A 16,456-nucleotide genomic window follows, 5' to 3' on the forward strand; every position below is an offset into this window, starting at 1 on the left:
ACTGTCGCTACACAACCGCTCGGCTGCACCTCGCGCGCGCGGCCGCCATTCTCCGCGGCATGACCGATATCGCCGCCCTTTCCCGCCTCATCGAGAACCTGATCCGCCTCGGCACCGTTGCCGAGGTTGACCATGGCAGTCTCCCAGACAAACGCCCTGCCCGGGTTCGGGTTCAGAGCGGCGACCTGCTGACCGGCTGGCTGCCCTGGACCGCCTTGCGCGCCGGCACCACTCGCGACTGGGATCCGCCCACCGTGGGCGAGCAGGTCCTGGTCCTCAGCCCCAGCGGCCAGACTGCCCAGGGCGTCGTGCTCTGCGGCCTCTTCAGCCAGCTGCGGCCGGCCAACGGCGATCGCGCCGGCTTGCACCGCCGCACCTACCCGGACGGCGCCGTCGTCGAGTACGACAGCGAAGCCCATCGCCTGCGCGCCATCCTGCCCGAGGGCGGCGTCACCGACCTGACCAGCACCGGCGGCATCAACATCGTCGGCCCGATCAACCACCAAGGCGACTACACCCAGACCGGCAACCAGAACGTCACCGGCAAGGTGGTCGTCAGCGAGGACGTGGTCGCCGCCGGCATCAGCCTGGTCAAGCACAAGCATGGGGGCGTCCAGAGCGGCGGCGCCCAGACTGGAGCGCCGGCATGAACCGCACCTCCGGCCTGACCGTCACCGACCTCGAGCACCTGCAGCAGTCCGTGGCCGACATCCTCACCACGCCCATCGGCAGCCGCCTGATGCGCCGGGACTACGGCTGCGACCTGTTCAGCCTCATCGACCAGCCCCTCAACGGCGCCCTCGCCCTGCAGGCCAAGGCAGTGATCGTGATCGCCCTGCTGCGCTGGGAGCCACGCATCAACCTCACCCGTATCGCCCTGGCGCTGGGCGACGAGCCTGGCCAGGCCTTCGTCGACCTCGAGGGCTACAGCACCGTGACCAACACCGCCGTCAGCCTGCGGGCTCCGCTCACCCTGGGAGGCACCCGGTGACCACCTTCACCCCAATCGATCTCAGCCAACTGCCGGATCCAGCCGTCATCGAAGCGCTCGACTTCGAGACCCTGCTGGCCGCACGCAAAGCCAAAATGGTCAGCCTCTGGCCCACCGCCGAGCAAGCCGCCATCGCCGCGCGCCTGGAGCTGGAGTCTGAGCCTCTGACCAAGCTGCTGCAGGAGAACGTCTATCGCGAGCTGCTGCTCCGCCAGCGGGTCAACGAAGCGGCGCTCGCCACAATGCTGGCCAAGGCCACGGGGACCGACCTCGAGCAGATCGCCGCCGGCGTCAACCTGACCCGCCTGGTCGTCACTCCGGCCAACCCCAGTGCCATGCCGCCTGCCGCGGCCGTAATGGAAACGGACGACGCCCTGCGCGAGCGCGTCCAGATGGCGTGGGAAGGCCTGAGCGTTGCCGGCCCACGCAATGCCTACATCCTGCACGCCCGCAACGCCAGTGGCCTGGTAGCCGATGCCAGCGCCACGAGCCCCAGCCCGGCCGCTGTGACTGTCACCGTCCAGGCTCTCACCGGCGATGGCACCGCCTCCGCAGACCTGCTGGCCACCGTCAGCAAGGCCCTCAACGACGAGGACGTCCGCCCGGTCGGCGATCGCCTGACCGTGCAATCGGCGCAGATCCTGCGCTACCAGGTGACGGCGATCCTGCACCTGGCCAACACCGGCGCCGAAGCCGAGGTCATCCTGGCCACTGCCAAGAAGAACCTGGCCGCCTACGTTAACCAGCGGCGGCGCCTGGGCGTGCGGATCCCCCGATCCGGCATCGATGCCGCGCTGCACGTCGCCGGCGTCGCCTGGGTCGAGCTGGTCGGCTGGCAGGACATCACCCCTACCGAAGCCCAGGCGGGCTACTGCACCGCCACCAGCGTCACCCTGGGGAGCTAAGGCATGACTGCCCTGCTCCCACCCAACAGCACGCGCCTGGAGCGCCTGGCCGCCGAGGCCCTGGCCAGCATCGGCGACGTGCCGGTCCCACTCCGCGACCTAGGCGACCCGGATCGCTGCCCGGTGGCCCTGCTGCCCTATCTGGCCTGGGCTCGCTCGGTCGACCGCTGGGACAGCACCTGGAGCGAGGCCACCAAGCGCCAGGTCATCAAGTCCGCCTACTTCGTCCACGCCCACAAGGGCACCATCGGCGCCCTGCGCCGGGTGGTCGAGCCGCTGGGCTACCTGATCCGCGTCCGCGAGTGGTGGCAGGAAAGCCCGCAGGGCACGCCAGGCACCTTCCGTCTGGACATCGGCGTCCTCGACACCGGCATCACCGAGGCCATGTACGACGCTTTGTCGCTGCTGATCGACGACGCCAAACCGGTCAGCCGCCACCTACAGGGCCTGGCCATCAGCCTCGAGGCCCGCGGCTCGCTCGGCCCGCACCTGGCCGCCTACAGCGGCGAGATCCTCACCGTCTACGCCTACCAACCCGAAGCCATCGTCGTCAGCGGCCAAGCCCTGCTGGCCGCCGGTGGCACCCATAGCATCGACACCCTGAGCATCTACCCATGAGCCAGACCTACTACGCCATCCTCACCGCCATCGGCGAGGCCAAGCTCGCCAACGCCGCGGCGCTCAACACCACTCTCAAGATCGCCAAGATGGCCGTAGGCGACGGCGGCGGCGTTGTGCCAACCCCCAACCGCAGCCAGACAGCCCTGGTCGGTGAGTGGTATCGCGCCGGCCTCAATACCCTGGCTGTGGACCCCAGCAACACCAGCCAGATCATTGCAGAGCTGGTGATCCCCGAGGCCACCGGCGGTAGCTGGATCCGCGAGATGGGTCTTATCGATGCAGACGGCAACCTGATCGCCGTGGCCAACACCCCACCCAGCTACAAGCCGCAGCTGGCCGAAGGCTCCGGCCGCACTCAGGTGCTGCGCATGGTGCTCATCGTCAGCAGCGCGAGCGCGGTGGAGCTCAAGATTGATCCCAGCGTAGTGCTGGCCACCCGGCAGTACGTCGACGACGCCATCACCGTGGCCGTCAACCGACTGGACAACAAGCAGTCGGTACGCGTGGCCACCACGGCCAACCTGGTGCTGTCCGGCACGACCACCGTTGACGGCGTAGCCCTGGCCGTAGGCGATCGCATCCTGGTCAAGAACCAGGACACCGCCAGCCAGAACGGGCTCTACCTGGTCGCGGCCGGCACCTGGACCCGCGCGCTGGATGCCGACGCCAGCAGCGAGGTCACCCCGGGCCTGACGGTCTACGTTGAGCAGGGCACCGCCCAGGCCGACACCATATGGAAACTGGTCACCGATGCGCCCATTACCCTGGGTACCACGGCGCTGGCCTTCGCTGACATCACCAGCGGCTACGCCCCGCTCAAGTCGCCGGCCTTCACTGACAGCCCTACCGGACCGACGCCGGATCGCTTCGACAACTCCAAGCGTCTGGTCACCACCGAGTTTGCCAAGTTGCGCGGCCTTGAGCTGTCGGCGGTCAAGAGCGTGACCACCGCCGGCACCGCCTTGGCGGCGACCGATATCGGCAAGGCGGTTCGTATCAACCTTCCTGCCTCCGGCAGCATCCTGCTGCCCGCCACTGCTGATGTCCCACAGGGCGCCACGTTCTTGCTCAAGAACGTGGCGGCCGCGGCCGTGGTGGCGCTGACGCCTGCCGGCGCCGACACCTTGTCCCGGGCCGTCAAGCTGCTGCCCATGACCTCCCTGCTGCTGGTGGCTGTTCCCGCCGAAGGCCTCTGGGCCGTTTTGGCCGGCTCAGCCGAGGCGGTGGATGCCTTGGCCGCCGGTATTGCAGGTCAGTGGGCTTTCCGCAACAAGCTCATCAACGGCAACTTTGACCTGTGGCAACGCGGTACGTCGTTCACGGCCGCTGGCTACTGCGCCGACCGCTGGAAGATCGACAGCGCCAGCAATGTCACCGTCTCTCGAGGCGCCGCCTCGGCTCCCTACGGCAAGTCCTACCTGCTGCTGACTCCAACCGCAGCCAGTAACCAGCTGGGCATCGCCCAAACGCTGGACGACTTCGTTGCCATTCCACTGATTGGCAAGCGGGCAACCTTCTCGTTCCAGGCCAATGCCGGTACCGCTCAGTCCGTGACCGCCTACATCCAGAAATCGGCCACCGCCGCCTCCTCGGTCGGCGGTGCTGGGGGCTGGAGCACTATTGCCACCAAGGTCTGTGCCATCGGTTCGGCAGCGCAAACTTTCACTATCAGCGCCGATGTGCCCAACGATGGGACGGCGAACGGTTTGCGTGTAGCGTTTTCGATCACCAACGCTACCAGTGGTGCGGGCGGTATCGGTATCTGGGGCTGCCAGCTCGAGGAAGGGCCGGTCGCGACGCCGTTCGAGTTCCGCCATCTGACGCTGGAAGCCGTGCTCTGCCAGGCCTACTACGAGGTGGGTAACTGCGCCTATGAGGCCTATGGCGCCAACCCTAACTACGGCAGCTACTGGCACCCCTGGACCGTACGGAAGCGTGCAGCGCCCACGGTGGCGCTCATCAACGCCACCAGCGGTGCCAACTCCGGCATCCCAGCGGTTGCCTCGTCCAACCAGCAGGGTTTCCGACCCCGCGCCCTCTGTTCCACCACGGGCCAGCAAGTCTGGACCTGCGATTACATCGCCGACTCGGAGCTGTAAATATGAATACCTACCGAATGGCCGAAGACGGCGTCATCCGCCTGGCAGACAGCGCCTTCATCCCAGCCGACGAGCGCAACAGTGACTACCTGCGGTATCTGGCCTGGGTCGCCCAAGACAATCAGCCCGACCCTTTGATGTCATTGGCAGACGCGCAGGCCCTGGCGCTTTCCGAGCTAGAAATCGGCTGCGGGAACGCGATTGCCGCCGGCTTCTACTCGGCGGCGTTGGGCAAACCCTATCGCTACCCGGCCAAATTGACCGACCAGAGCAACCTGCAGGCATCCGTCCTGGCCTCCCTCTTCCCCAGCCTGGCCGAGGACTGGACCACCCCCTTCTGGTGTCAGGACGCCGCAGGCACCTGGGCCTACCGCCCGCACACCGCCGCCCAGATCCAGCGCGTAGGCACCGATGGCAAGGACGCCATCAATGCCTGCATCGCCCAGAAGATCCTGCTCGAGCAGCAGGTCGCCAAGGCTAAGACCCTGGCCGAGGTCGAAGCCATCACCTGGACGGCGCCGCAGTGATCCGCCTGGCCCTGTACAAGGCGCCGGGTGACACCTACGACCGCCTCATCCGCGCCTGGACCCGCAGCCCCTACTCACACTGTGAGCTGGTGCTGCCGGACGGCCGCTTCGTCACCAGCTCGCCGCGGGACGGCGGCGTGCGCGCCAAGGTGATCGAGCAGGATCCAGCGGTCTGGGACTTCCTGCCTCTGCCCTGGATCCAGACCGCCCACGTCGAGCAGCTGCTCGAGCAGGAAGCCGGCACCGGCTACGACTGGCTGGGCATCCTCGGCAGCCAGGTGCTCCCCGCCGGTATCCAGAGCTGGTCGCGGTGGTTCTGCTCGGAGTTCTGCGCCCACGTTCTGGACCTGGAACAGCCACACCGCTACAGCCCCGGGCAACTGGCTGAGGCCGTCCGCTGGGCCTCGAATCTTGGCTCGCTTGTGTAGCGGCCACCCCTACACATCCCGCCCCGCGACCCGCGCGCGCGGATCCGCCAGCCTGTGCAGCGTCACCTACCCACCTGCGCAGGCTTACCCCCCATGGCTGACTACCATCACGGCACGCGAGTCCAAGAGATCAATCAGGGCACGCGGTCCATCTCCACCGTTTCCACCGCCATCGTTGGCATGGTCTGCACCGGCAGCGATGCCGATGCCACCGCATTCCCCCTCAACACCCCGGTCCTGCTGACCAATGTCCAGGGCGCCGTCGGCAAGGCCGGCACCAAAGGCACGCTCGCGGCCTCCCTGCAGGCGATCGCCGACCAGGCCAAGCCCATGACCGTCGTGGTCCGCGTGGCAGAAGGCGCCACCGCGGCCGAGACCACGTCGAACATCATCGGCGGCGTCACTGCGGGCAAATACACCGGCATGAAGGCGCTGCTCGCCGCCAAGGCGCAGCTCGGCGTGGTGCCCCGCATCCTAGGCGTGCCCGGCCTGGACACCCAGCCCGTCACCACCGCCCTGGTCGCCATCGCCAAGCAGCTGCGCGGCTTCGTCTACGCCAACTGCAACGGCTGCGCCACCAAGGAAGAGGCCGTCGCCTACCGCAATCAGTTCGGCGCGCGTGAGCTCATGCTGCATTGGCCGGAATTCCTGGCCTGGTCCACCAGCGAGAACAAGACCGTCACTGTCAATGCCACCGCTCGGGCCCTGGGGCTGCGTGCGCAGCTGGACCGCGATATCGGCTGGCACAAGACCCTGTCCAACGCCACCGTCGAAGGCGTGACCGGCATCAGCAAGGATGTCTTCTGGGATCTGCAGGACACCGCCACTGACAGCGACTACCTCAACAGCAACGAGGTCACCACGCTGATCAACCACGACGGCTACCGCTTCTGGGGCTCGCGCACCTGCAGCGAGGATCCGCTGTTTGCCTTCGAGAACTACACCCGCACCGCCCAGGTGCTGGCCGACACCATGGCCGAGGCGCATTTCTGGGCCGTGGACAAGCCGATGCACCCGAGCCTGGTGCGCGACCTGGTCGAGGGCATCAACGCCAAGTTCCGCGAGCTGACCCGCCAGGGCTACTTGCTGGGCGGTGAGTGCTGGTACGACGCCGACGCCAACGAGAAGGAGTCGCTCAAGGCCGGCAAGCTCTTCCTGGACTACGACTACACCCCCGTCCCGCCGCTGGAAGACCTCACCCTGCGCCAGCGCATCACCGACCGTTTCCTGGCTGACTTCGCGACCCGCGTGAACGCCTGATCCTGATCACTCGGCGCCCCCTGGGGCGCCCTCTGGAGAGCCGCCCCTATGGCCATGCCCCGCAAACTCAAGAACCTCAACCTCTTCAACGATGGCAACAGCTACCTCGGCATTGCCAAGGGCTGCACCCTGCCGCCCCTGGGTCGCAAGATGGAAGCCTTCCGCGGCGCCGGCATGAACGGCCCGGTCAAGGCCGACCTCGGTTTCTCCGATGACGGCATCCAGCTGGAATGGACCCTCGGCGGCCTGGATCTCGTCGCTCTAAAGCAATTCGGCGCCGTGGGCGCCGCAGCCGTGCCCCTGCGCTTCGCCGGCGCCTACCAGCAGGACGACACCGGCGACGTCAGCGCGGTGGAGATCGTCGTCCGCGGCCGCCACGAAACCATCGACATGGGCGAGGCCACGCCTGGTGAAGACACCGAGCACAAGATCACCACCACTTGCAGCTACTACAAGCTGACCGTGGACGGCCAAACCGTCATCGAGATCGACCTCCTGGCCTTCGTCGAGAACGTCGGCGGCGAGGATCGCTTGGCCAAGCAGCGCGCCGCCCTCGGCATCTGATCCCTACCCTTTTCTGGCCCGCTCTGGCGGGCCAGCCCTAGCCTATTACCTGGAGTACCACTATGAGCACCACCACCCCCGAGCACGTCGTCGTCCTGGACCAGCCCATCGTCCGTGGCGAAACCACCATCGAGCAGATCACCCTGCGCAAGCCCAACGCCGGCGAGCTGCGCGGCATCACCCTGTCCGACCTGCTGCAGCTAGACGTCAACGCCATCGTCCGTGTGACCCCGCGTATCAGCCAGCCCACCCTCACCGAGGCCGAGCTGCGCGCCATGGATCCGGCCGACCTGGTCGACGTGGGCGGGAAGATCGCTGGTTTTTTGCTGAAGAAGTCCGACAAGGCGGCGCTCTACCCCGCCACGTAGAGGATGCGATGGCGGATCTCGCCATCACCTTCCACTGGCAACCAGCCCAGCTCGATGCGCTGGGCCTCGCTGAATTGATGGACTGGCGCGAACGCGCCCGCAAACGAGTCGCCCCTGATGGCCAATGACCTGCAGATCCGTGTCCTCCTGTCCGCCCTGGACAAGGTCACGGCCCCGCTCAAACGCATCGCCGGGGGCAGCTCCGCCACCGCCCGCGCCCTCAAGGAGGCGCGCGATCGCGTGAAGGAGCTCAACCAGCAGCAGCAAGACCTCACCGGCTACCAGCGCCAGCGTGAGGCCGTGCGCCAGAGCGCCGAGGCCCTCGCCAAGGGCCAGGAGAAGCTGCGCGGGTACCGCGAGCAGCTCAGGGCCATGGAGGCTCCGTCCGCCGCCTTCCAGAAGACCTTCGCCAACGCGGCCGCAGCCGTCGACAAGCTGCAGGCCAAGCACACCGCCCAGCGCAGTGAGCTGCAGCGCCTGCTGCCGATCATGCGCTCGGCCGGCGTCGACACCCGCGACCTTGGCGGCGCCCAGGCGCGCCTACAGGCGCAGCTCACCAGCGCCAATGCGGCAATCGACACCCAACGGGGCAAGCTCGAGCGCCTCAATCGCACTCAGGAAAAGCTGGCCAGCGCCCGCGGCAAGCTCAAGCGCGGCCAGGAGATCGCGGGCAACGCCGCCATGGCTGGGGCCAGCTCCGCCGCTACCGGCGCCGCGATCGGCGGCCCGGTGCTGGGCATGATCAAGGCCTTCGCCCCGGCCGAGGATGCGGCCACCCAGTTGCGTGCCTCCCTGATGCTGAGCGACGGCTCGGTGCCCAAGGAATTCAAGGAGATCTCCGACCTGGCCACCCGCCTGGGCGATCGCCTGCCCGGTACCACGGCCGAGTTCCAGGAAATGATGACCATGCTGGTGCGCCAGGGGATGTCGGCCAAGACCATCCTCGGCGGCATGGGCGAGGCTGCGGCCTACATGGGCGTCCAGCTCAAGATGCCGGCTACCGAGGCCGCCGAATTCGCCGCCAAGATGCAGGACGCCACCCGCACCAGCGAAAAGGACCTCATGGGCTTGATGGACACCATCCAGCGCGGCTTCTACCTGGGCGTCGACTCCAACAACATGCTCGAGGGCTTCAGCAAGATCAGCCCGGCGCTGGACATCATCAAGAAAGATGGCCTCGAAGCGGCCAATGCCCTCGCTCCCTTGCTGATCCAGCTCGACCAGACCGGCATGGAAGGCGGCGCCGCCGGCAACGCCCTGCGCAAGATCTTCCAGATGGGTATGGACACCACGAAGGTTGGCAAGGCCAACAAGGGGCTCAAGGAAAAAGGCATCAAGCTCGACTTCACCGATGGCAAGGGCGAATTCGGCGGCATGGAGAAACTCTACGCCCAGCTGGACAAGCTCAAGGGGCTCGACACCGAAACCCGCCTGGGCGTGCTGAAACAGATCTTTGGCGACGACGCCGAGACCCTAACCGCGCTCAACACCATGATGTCCAAGGGACTGGCCGGCTACCAGGAAGTCCAGGGCAAGATGAAGGCCCAGGCCGATCTGCAGATGCGCGTCAATGAGCAGCTGGGCACCCTGTCCAACGTCTGGGAGGCCGCCACGGGCAGCTTCACAAACGCCCAGGCCGCGTGGGGCGAGACCGTTGCGCCTCAGCTCAAGGAAATCATCACCTGGCTCGGCGACCTGGCCGCCAAGACCGGCGCCTGGGCCAAGGAAAATCCCGTCCTCGCCGGCAATCTGGTCAAGGTTGCCGCGGTGCTGTCGGCCATCTCCATCGCCTTCGGCACCCTCGCCCTCGGCCTGGCTGGCGTCCTCGGCCCCTTCCTCGCCCTGCGCTTCATGCTCGCCCAGGTCGGCATCCGCCTGCCCAACCTGATCGGCCTGCTGTTCAACCTTGGCAAAACCGCCCTGCCCCTGGTCGCTACCGGGCTACGCATCATGGCCGCGGCCGCCATCGCCAACCCCATCCTCGCCATCCTCACCGGCATCGCCCTCGCGGCGGGCCTGATCTATGCCAACTGGGACAAGGTCGGCCCCTGGTTTGCCGGCCTCTGGGCCGAACTCAAGGCCGGCGTCAACGGCGGGATCGGCGGCATCGCCAAGCTCATCCTCGACTTCTCGCCCATCGGCCTCTTCTACCGCGTCTTCGCGGCAGTCTTGAGCTACTTCGGAGTAGAGCTCCCGGCCAAATTCACCGACCTCGGCGGCATGCTCCTGGACGGCCTGGTCAGCGGTATCACCGGCCGTCTGGGCGCGGTGAAAGACGCCGTGATGAATGCAGGCGACAGCGTCATCGGCTGGTTCAAGGAAAAGCTCGACATCCACTCGCCATCCCGCGTCTTCGCCACCCTCGGCGATTTCGTCATGCAGGGTCTATCGGTCGGCCTGGCCAAGGGCGAGGACGGCCCCCTGGCGCAGATAGCCGGCACCGCCAAGCAGCTGGCCAGCGCCGGCGTGGTCGCCCTGGGCATCGGCACTGCCGCCACCCCGGCGCTGGCCAACGGCGTGACCTTCGACGACCGCCCGCCCCTGGCCGCCAGCGCCGCCCCGGCGCCGACCAGCGGCGACACCTACAACATCACCATCAATGCCGGCCCCGGGCTTGACGCCCAGGCCATCGCCCGCGAGGTCCAGGCCGCCCTTGCCCGCATCGAAAGCCAGAAGGCCGCCCGCGGCCGCAGCAGCCTAAGAGACAAGGACTGACACCCATGATGATGGCCCTCGGCAACTTCATTTTCAGCCTGCATACCCTCGCCTACCAGGAACTCCAGCGGCAGACCGACTACCGTCATGCCAGCAGCTCCCGCGTCGGCGCCGCGCCGGCCCGCCAGTTCCTCGGCAAGGGCGACGACAGCATCACCCTACCCGGCTGGCTCGCCCCAGAGCTCGCCGGCACGCCCAGCAGCCTCGACCTGCTGCGCTACATGGCCGGCACCGGCGGCGCCTGGCCGCTGATCGAGGGTAGCGGTCGCATCTATGGACTCTGGGTCATCGAGAGCATCAGCGAGACCAAGACGTTGTTTTTCCAGGACGGCACCCCGCGTCGCATCGAGTTCAGCATCGCCCTCAAGCGCGTCGACGACGACACCGGCCGCGAGCTGCTCGGCGTCGGCCTCGCCGGCATGGGCACCTTGCTCAGGAAGATTCTGTGATCCAGGAGCTGCTGGACCAGGCCACCGGCCAGCTGCGCGCCGTGGCCCAGGACCTCACCCAGGGCGCCAGCTACCCCCAGGCCCGCTACCGCGTCCTGGTCGACGGCAAGGACATCAGCGCCCTCATCGCCCCGCGGCTCATCAGCCTGGACCTCACCGACAACCGCGGCCTCGAGGCCGACCAGCTCAGCCTGGTGCTGTCCGACCATGACGGCCTGCTCGCCATCCCGCCCCGGGGCGCCACCGTGCGCCTCTGGCTCGGCTGGTCCACCACCGGCCTGGTCGACAAGGGCAGCTACATCGTCGACGAGACCGAACACAGCGGCGCGCCCGACGTCCTCAGCATCCGCGCCCGCAGCGCCGACCTGCGCAAGGGCCTCAAGACCAAGCGCGACCAGAGCTACAGCGCCACCACCCTCGGCGCCGTGCTGCGCACCCTGGCCGCACGCCAGGGCCTCACCCCGGTCATCGCATCCGACCTTGAGGCGCAGCAGGTCCTGCAGCTGGACCAAACCGGCGAATCGGACGCCAACCTGCTCACCCGCCTGGGCGAGGACTACGACGCCGTCGCCACCGTGAAAGCTGGCCGTCTGCTGTTCCTCCCCGCCGGCGGCGGCAAGGCCGCCAGCGGCGCCGACCTGGGCCACGTTACCCTCACCCGCCAGGACGGCGACCAACACAGCTACCTGCAAGCCGACCGCGAGAGCTACGACGCCGTCCGCGCCTTCTACTACGACGTCAACAGCGCCAAGAAACAGGAAGCCATCGCCGGCGGCGGCGACAACGTGAAGGACCTGCGCCACATCTACGCCGACCAGCTCTCTGCGCTACGCGCCGCCCGGGCCGAGTGGAATCGCTTGCAGCGCGGCACCGCCACTCTCACCTACCAACTGGCCCTGGGCCGACCGGAACTCATGCCCGAACTCACCTACACCCTCCAGGGCGTCAAGGCCGAGATCGACGCCATCATCTGGTACGGCGGCCACGTGCAGCACAGCCTCACCGCGGACGGCGGCTATACCACGCGCCTGGAGCTGGAAGCCAAGCTGCCCGAGGACCTGGTCGCTGACTTGGCCGACGAGAGCCAGGGCGACTACACCGGGATCATCGCCTACTACCGCGACCCCAAGACCGGCAAGGAACACACCCTCACTGCCGGCGACCAGAGCAAGCCGCGGCGGCTGCGGCATCTGTACGCGACGAAGGCGTCGGCGAAGCGGGCGGTAGAGCGGGAATACACCCGCCTGAAAGATCATTTCCCCACTTAAAACTGAACAAACGATGAACGGCGTAAAAATGATAGCTTTGAGCCATCAAGCACCCTAAAAAAATCCAACAAAATCAATAACATGGAAAGCATAAGGTATCTCAGAGCTTAACCTGAGTACTTGTTTTTCTACGTGCTAGCTGTCAATGTCTGCTTATCATCGTCAGGACCAGGCAAGGGCCTGACGATGGGAAGCAGAATTCGATGGTCGACTGTCAACATCATCATTATCTGTTGCCCAATTAGGCTGAAGCCCCTGCTTGGAAGCACTATGAACGAACGTTTCGAGAACTCTCCTCTGATCGAAATCATCGCTGAGTTGAGGTGGGACCTACCTGGCCATACTCAATCTGGCTTGCCTATGGGTATGCCAGTCATGCCTGTCATGCCCCCAGTAATACAGCAACATGAGCTTCCGTTTTCGACCCTGACTCGCAAGGTTGCAGAACTAGGCTATGGAAACTCTGAACGACTTGTTCCACCTGGCTTTCCATGCCTGGTTCATGAGCCCATCATCAGATACAGATTTACCGATTCGAGTAATGCGGCCAAGACGGCCACCCTTTACCAAGTCGGACCTGGAATATTTACAGCCAACGCTCTGCCCCCGTCTTATACTTCATGGGTGGACTTTGAGCCTACAGTAAAGCTAGGCATTGAGTCATTACTAGCTTCCGACCTTCCATTCTTATCCGAACAAACCTCCCAGGTATCTGTACTACTCCGCTATGTAGATGCATTTACCGATGACTACACCGACGGTAGGAATCTATTTGAATTTGCAAGAGATGTTCTTGGTATAAAACTTACTCTACCAGACGCATTCTCTAACGTTGATGGCGGCCTTCCAACGAAACTCCCCACCCTTCACCTCGTGCAGTCGCTACCATTTGGCGAACTCCAGCTCAAGTTTGCCGAAGGCCATGTGAGAGGCGACAAGGCAATTATTCTTGAAATGACAGCCGAGGTAGAAGAAAAAGTCGAGAAGGATTCTGCCTCTATCCTTCAGGCCTTCGCCGCCGCTAGAAATGCCATACATTCAGTTTTCATTGATTTAACCAAACCGATTCATGACAGAATGAAATTAGTCGAGGAGCGGATATGACCACCACTGCCTACCGTCTACAAAATTCTGTTTCGGAAACCACTCTTGACTTTGTCTTCCGAGATCGCACCTCAATGCATGACGGACTTGTCACGCATCAGACGCTGGAATCTCACGACATAATGCGCACGTTTAATGTGGGATTTCGAGAGGTTAAAAACGCGGTTCGTAAGTATTATGCTTCGTTTCAGTGGAACTCTACCGTAAGCACCACATTTGAAGTTTCTGAACGTGTTCGCAGCCACGGCTCCAGCCTTTGGGACGAGCCGCCGCAACTAGACTACTCATGCATGGTTTCTGATCTCAGGGCCGTTCTTGCCATGAACTATAGATCTACGTTCGCAGAAAGACTTGATCAACATTCGGCAGATCGCCTAGTCATGTTGATAGGCTGTCAAGAAAACTGGGATGGCCAAGGAGCCAAGGCTCTATCGCTTGCTTCTTTAAGAAAATGCGCGGAATTTATTACCGCGTACAATCTTAAAGATAAAGGCGTAGGCGTCTTCATGGATGATGAGGGCAATCTTGTATTGAACTGGCCAATTTCTAATCCAAAAGAAGATCGTATAGCAGAGATTACATTCGAAGAATCTGGCTACGCTTTCTACATAGATGGCTGGGATGACCGCATTGAGTTTCGCGAGTTCGACGAGAAGCTCAAGGAACATTTGCACCAGGCCATTTGAGAGTCATGCAATGCAGTTGAACCTACAGGAGTTGTTCGACAGAGCAATAATCAGGGAATTGGTTCCAGACGCAGAATCGATTGTTATCGCACTGCATCAACCGAGCTGGGACGACAAGCTTAACAGAGGCAGTAAAAGTACTTTCAATAAGCCCAACAAGTCAGCCTCTCGTCTTGCCGTACTTTCACTGGAAACGATCTTAGAAAATTTCAAAAATCAAATTGGCGGTGGCCAAACTCCAATTTTGGGCTACGGAATAATCACTGTTGAAGCTATCAAGTCAATTGGACGCGAAAGTGAGTCGGCAGTCGAATTCGAAGTGACTGTAGACCCATTACCTGAAAACCCTGCCCACGCCGAAATAATTCCTTATGAGCAAGGAAAGAAAAGCATAAAAGGAAGAGTACCTAATGGCATCTGTAGCAAGTTACTAAAAGCTATGGATGAGTACTCAATATCTGGTCAGAAAGTTTCTTAGCTCCTAAAGCAGCGAAAGCTATCCCGCCCGCGACAACAGCTCCCGCCGCATCTGCCACGCCGGATCGGCGGGTAACCGCCCCACGTGCAGCGCTGCCCGCCCGTACCGGGCATTGATCCGATCCACTACCTGCATCAGCTCGCTCGGGCGCCCCTGCCCGGCCGGGGCGAAGAGGTCTGGGGTGAACTCGTCCGTCTGCACGATGCTGCCCAGCACCACCGCGCACTTCGAGTAGGCGTAGCCCTCGCGATAGATAGGGTCCAGGCCAGCCAGCGCGGCCTGCACCAGGATGCGGGTGTCGTCGGTTGGGTGAGCGAGTTGGATGCCCAGGCTGCGGTAGTAGCGGCGGTCCTCGGGCTCGTGCTGGCCGGTCTGCACGCTCACCAGCAGCGTGGAGCACAGCGACCCCTGCTCGCGCAGCTTCTCGGCCGCCCGGGTCACGTAGGTGGCCATAGCCTCGCGCAGCGCCTCGAGGTGATACACCCGGTGGCCGAACATCCGCGAGCTGATGATCTCCTTCTTCAGCGGCGGCGCCTCATGCAGGCGCATCCACTGCTCGCCGCGCAGCTCCCGCGCCGTTCGCTCCAGGACGCGAGAGAACTCCTTGCGCAGCATCGATAGATCCGCCCGGGCCAGATCCTCGGCCGTGGTGATGCCGAGGCCCTGCAGGCGAGTGGTCAGCTTGCGACCTACGCCCCACACATCGCCCGCTGGTGCCAGCGGCAACAGGCGCCCTTGCCGGAGGGAGTCGGTGAGATCCACCACGCCCCCGGTCGCGCGCCAGGTCTTCCCGGCCCACTGCGCGAGCTTGGCCAGGGTCTTGGTCGTCGAAATCCCTACGCCGACTGGGATGCCCACCCAGCGCCGCACCCGCGCCTGGATTTCCCGGCCGAGCGCCTCAAGGTCACCCGGCATGCCGGTAAGATCCGCCCAGCACTCATCGATGGAGTACACCTCCAGGTCCGGCACCATGCCCTGGATGGTTCTCATCACGCGGTTCGAGACGTCGGCATAGAGCTCGTAGTTGGAGCTGAAGACGGCCACGTCGTGCTGCCGCAAGAAGGCCCGATTCTGGAAGTACGGCACGCCCATCCCGATACCCAGGGCCTTCGCCTCGCGGCTGCGCGCGATCACGCATCCGTCGTTGTTCGACAGCACCACCACCGGCCGCCCGTTCAGTTCCGGCCGGAACAGCCGCTCGCAGCTGCAGTAGAAGCTGTTGCAATCGATCAGGCCGTAGACGCTCATGGCCGTAGGTCTCGCATCAGGAAGTCCACGACGCCCCAGAGTTCGACCTCGCCGATAAGGTCGAGTGGCCGTGGGTGGCCATCGCTCCCGATCGTCGCCAGCAGCTGGTGCCGTTCCTGGTCAGAGAGGACGGTGCAGAGCCTGTGCTCGCAGTCGGCCACCACGATCACCGCCCGCCCGGGCTCAACGGAGCCCGCCCGGTCCACGACCAGGACGTCCCCCTGGTGGATGCTCAGGCCCGCCAGGGCCTCGCTGTTCACCAGCCAGAGCCAGAGGTTCGGCGCGCCCCAGCCAATCGCCTCATCGATCGAAAGCGGCAGCTGCGCGTGATCCTCGGCCGGGCTCTGGAAGCCGGTGATCTTCAGCCGCGCCTGGGAGAGCGCGAGCTGCGCGAGTCTGCGACCCCGTGTCTTGAAAGCGTCCATGATGGCACCTTGATACTGTACGTTTAAACAGTATAGGTGACGGCTTTAGAAGGAGGTCAACAGGAGATACGACGAGCGGCGTCTAACGGCGGGAAGGTAACGGGCCAGCGGCCCAGGCTAGGCTGCGCGCCAACAGGCAAACGCGCGCTTGATCGGCCTCGGACAGCTGACGAAAGGCATCAAGCAGATCCAGCTCGCCACTCACCAGGCATACATCGTCATCTCGACGTTGTTGCGGCTCAGCCTGGGGAAATCTCACCTGCTCCATGGTTGCATGACCCTCGCGATACTGTATTTGCATACAGTACATTCTGTGACGT

At 64.3% G+C, this 16,456-nt stretch carries 19 protein-coding genes; 17 read left to right on the forward strand and 2 right to left on the reverse strand.

Going from position 1 to position 16,456, the window contains the following annotated elements; translation table 11 throughout:
• Window positions 1-59: 59 nt before the first annotated feature.
• From AR540_RS01045 to AR540_RS25135, 17 genes are all read left to right on the forward strand, one after another.
• Window positions 60-650, forward strand: coding sequence for a phage baseplate assembly protein V (locus tag AR540_RS01045; protein ID WP_059225998.1), 591 nt, complete (start codon window positions 60-62; stop codon window positions 648-650).
• Window positions 647-991, forward strand: coding sequence for a GPW/gp25 family protein (locus AR540_RS01050; RefSeq protein WP_059225999.1), 345 nt, complete (start codon window positions 647-649; stop codon window positions 989-991). The genes AR540_RS01045 and AR540_RS01050 overlap by 4 nt, the downstream gene beginning before the upstream one ends.
• Window positions 988-1,896, forward strand: coding sequence for a baseplate J/gp47 family protein (locus AR540_RS01055; RefSeq protein ID WP_059226000.1), 909 nt, complete (start codon window positions 988-990; stop codon window positions 1,894-1,896). Before AR540_RS01050 ends, AR540_RS01055 begins: the two co-directional genes overlap by 4 nt.
• 3 nt (window positions 1,897-1,899) lie before the next feature.
• A complete protein-coding gene (locus AR540_RS01060; protein WP_059226001.1) occupies window positions 1,900-2,514 on the forward strand; it encodes a phage tail protein I in 615 nt (204 codons plus the stop codon).
• On the forward strand, window positions 2,511-4,616 hold the full coding sequence (locus AR540_RS01065; protein ID WP_059226002.1) for a phage tail protein: 2,106 nt from the start codon (window positions 2,511-2,513) through the stop codon (window positions 4,614-4,616). Before AR540_RS01060 ends, AR540_RS01065 begins: the two co-directional genes overlap by 4 nt.
• Window positions 4,617-4,633: 17 nt before the next feature.
• A complete protein-coding gene (locus AR540_RS01070) occupies window positions 4,634-5,143 on the forward strand; it encodes a DUF4376 domain-containing protein (protein WP_153014136.1) in 510 nt (169 codons plus the stop codon).
• A complete protein-coding gene (locus AR540_RS01075) occupies window positions 5,140-5,571 on the forward strand; it encodes a hypothetical protein (RefSeq protein WP_059226004.1) in 432 nt (143 codons plus the stop codon). Before AR540_RS01070 ends, AR540_RS01075 begins: the two co-directional genes overlap by 4 nt.
• A gap of 93 nt (window positions 5,572-5,664) precedes the next feature.
• Window positions 5,665-6,831, forward strand: a complete 1,167-nt coding sequence (locus AR540_RS01080) for a phage tail sheath protein (protein WP_059226005.1) — start codon at window positions 5,665-5,667, stop codon at window positions 6,829-6,831.
• A 48-nt stretch (window positions 6,832-6,879) separates the two neighbouring features.
• On the forward strand, window positions 6,880-7,395 hold the full coding sequence (locus AR540_RS01085; protein ID WP_059226006.1) for a phage major tail tube protein: 516 nt from the start codon (window positions 6,880-6,882) through the stop codon (window positions 7,393-7,395).
• Window positions 7,396-7,457: 62 nt separating this feature from the next.
• Entirely contained in the window at window positions 7,458-7,763 is a 306-nt protein-coding gene (locus tag AR540_RS01090) for a phage tail assembly protein (protein ID WP_059226007.1), read from the forward strand.
• An 8-nt stretch (window positions 7,764-7,771) separates the two neighbouring features.
• Window positions 7,772-7,891 (forward strand): GpE family phage tail protein, encoded by a 120-nt coding sequence (locus AR540_RS24490; RefSeq protein ID WP_082706862.1) that lies wholly within the window; start codon window positions 7,772-7,774, stop codon window positions 7,889-7,891.
• Window positions 7,881-10,478 carry a phage tail tape measure protein gene (locus tag AR540_RS01095; RefSeq protein WP_059226008.1) on the forward strand — a complete coding sequence of 866 codons (2,598 nt, stop codon included), beginning with the start codon at window positions 7,881-7,883 and terminating at the stop codon, window positions 10,476-10,478. The genes AR540_RS24490 and AR540_RS01095 overlap by 11 nt, the downstream gene beginning before the upstream one ends.
• 5 nt (window positions 10,479-10,483) lie before the next feature.
• The gene (locus AR540_RS01100; protein WP_059226009.1) at window positions 10,484-10,927 is read left to right on the forward strand and encodes a phage tail protein; all 444 of its coding nucleotides are present in this window, start codon (window positions 10,484-10,486) and stop codon (window positions 10,925-10,927) included.
• Complete coding sequence (locus tag AR540_RS01105) at window positions 10,924-12,195, forward strand: phage late control D family protein (RefSeq protein ID WP_059226010.1); 1,272 nt, start codon at window positions 10,924-10,926, stop codon at window positions 12,193-12,195. Before AR540_RS01100 ends, AR540_RS01105 begins: the two co-directional genes overlap by 4 nt.
• Window positions 12,196-12,465: 270 nt before the next feature.
• Complete coding sequence (locus tag AR540_RS24495) at window positions 12,466-13,299, forward strand: TIGR04255 family protein (protein ID WP_160328322.1); 834 nt, start codon at window positions 12,466-12,468, stop codon at window positions 13,297-13,299.
• Window positions 13,296-13,985, forward strand: coding sequence for a hypothetical protein (locus AR540_RS25130; RefSeq protein WP_153014137.1), 690 nt, complete (start codon window positions 13,296-13,298; stop codon window positions 13,983-13,985). The genes AR540_RS24495 and AR540_RS25130 overlap by 4 nt, the downstream gene beginning before the upstream one ends.
• A 10-nt stretch (window positions 13,986-13,995) precedes the next feature.
• Window positions 13,996-14,463: a hypothetical protein gene (locus tag AR540_RS25135; RefSeq protein ID WP_153014138.1), complete on the forward strand. Its 468-nt coding sequence runs from the start codon at window positions 13,996-13,998 to the stop codon at window positions 14,461-14,463.
• Window positions 14,464-14,481: 18 nt separating this feature from the next.
• Here AR540_RS25135 and AR540_RS01115 read toward each other — a convergent pair whose 3' ends face one another.
• Together AR540_RS01115 and AR540_RS01120 are read right to left on the reverse strand one after the other, a co-directional pair.
• Window positions 14,482-15,711, reverse strand: coding sequence for a Y-family DNA polymerase (locus AR540_RS01115; RefSeq protein WP_059226012.1), 1,230 nt, complete (start codon window positions 15,709-15,711; stop codon window positions 14,482-14,484).
• Entirely contained in the window at window positions 15,708-16,136 is a 429-nt protein-coding gene (locus AR540_RS01120) for a hypothetical protein (RefSeq protein WP_059226013.1), read from the reverse strand. The genes AR540_RS01115 and AR540_RS01120 overlap by 4 nt, the downstream gene beginning before the upstream one ends.
• Window positions 16,137-16,456 lie beyond the last annotated feature (320 nt).

Origin of the sequence: Pseudomonas sp. EpS/L25, from assembly GCF_001512295.1 — a bacterium.
Classification (GTDB): Bacteria; Pseudomonadota; Gammaproteobacteria; order Pseudomonadales; family Pseudomonadaceae; genus Chryseomonas.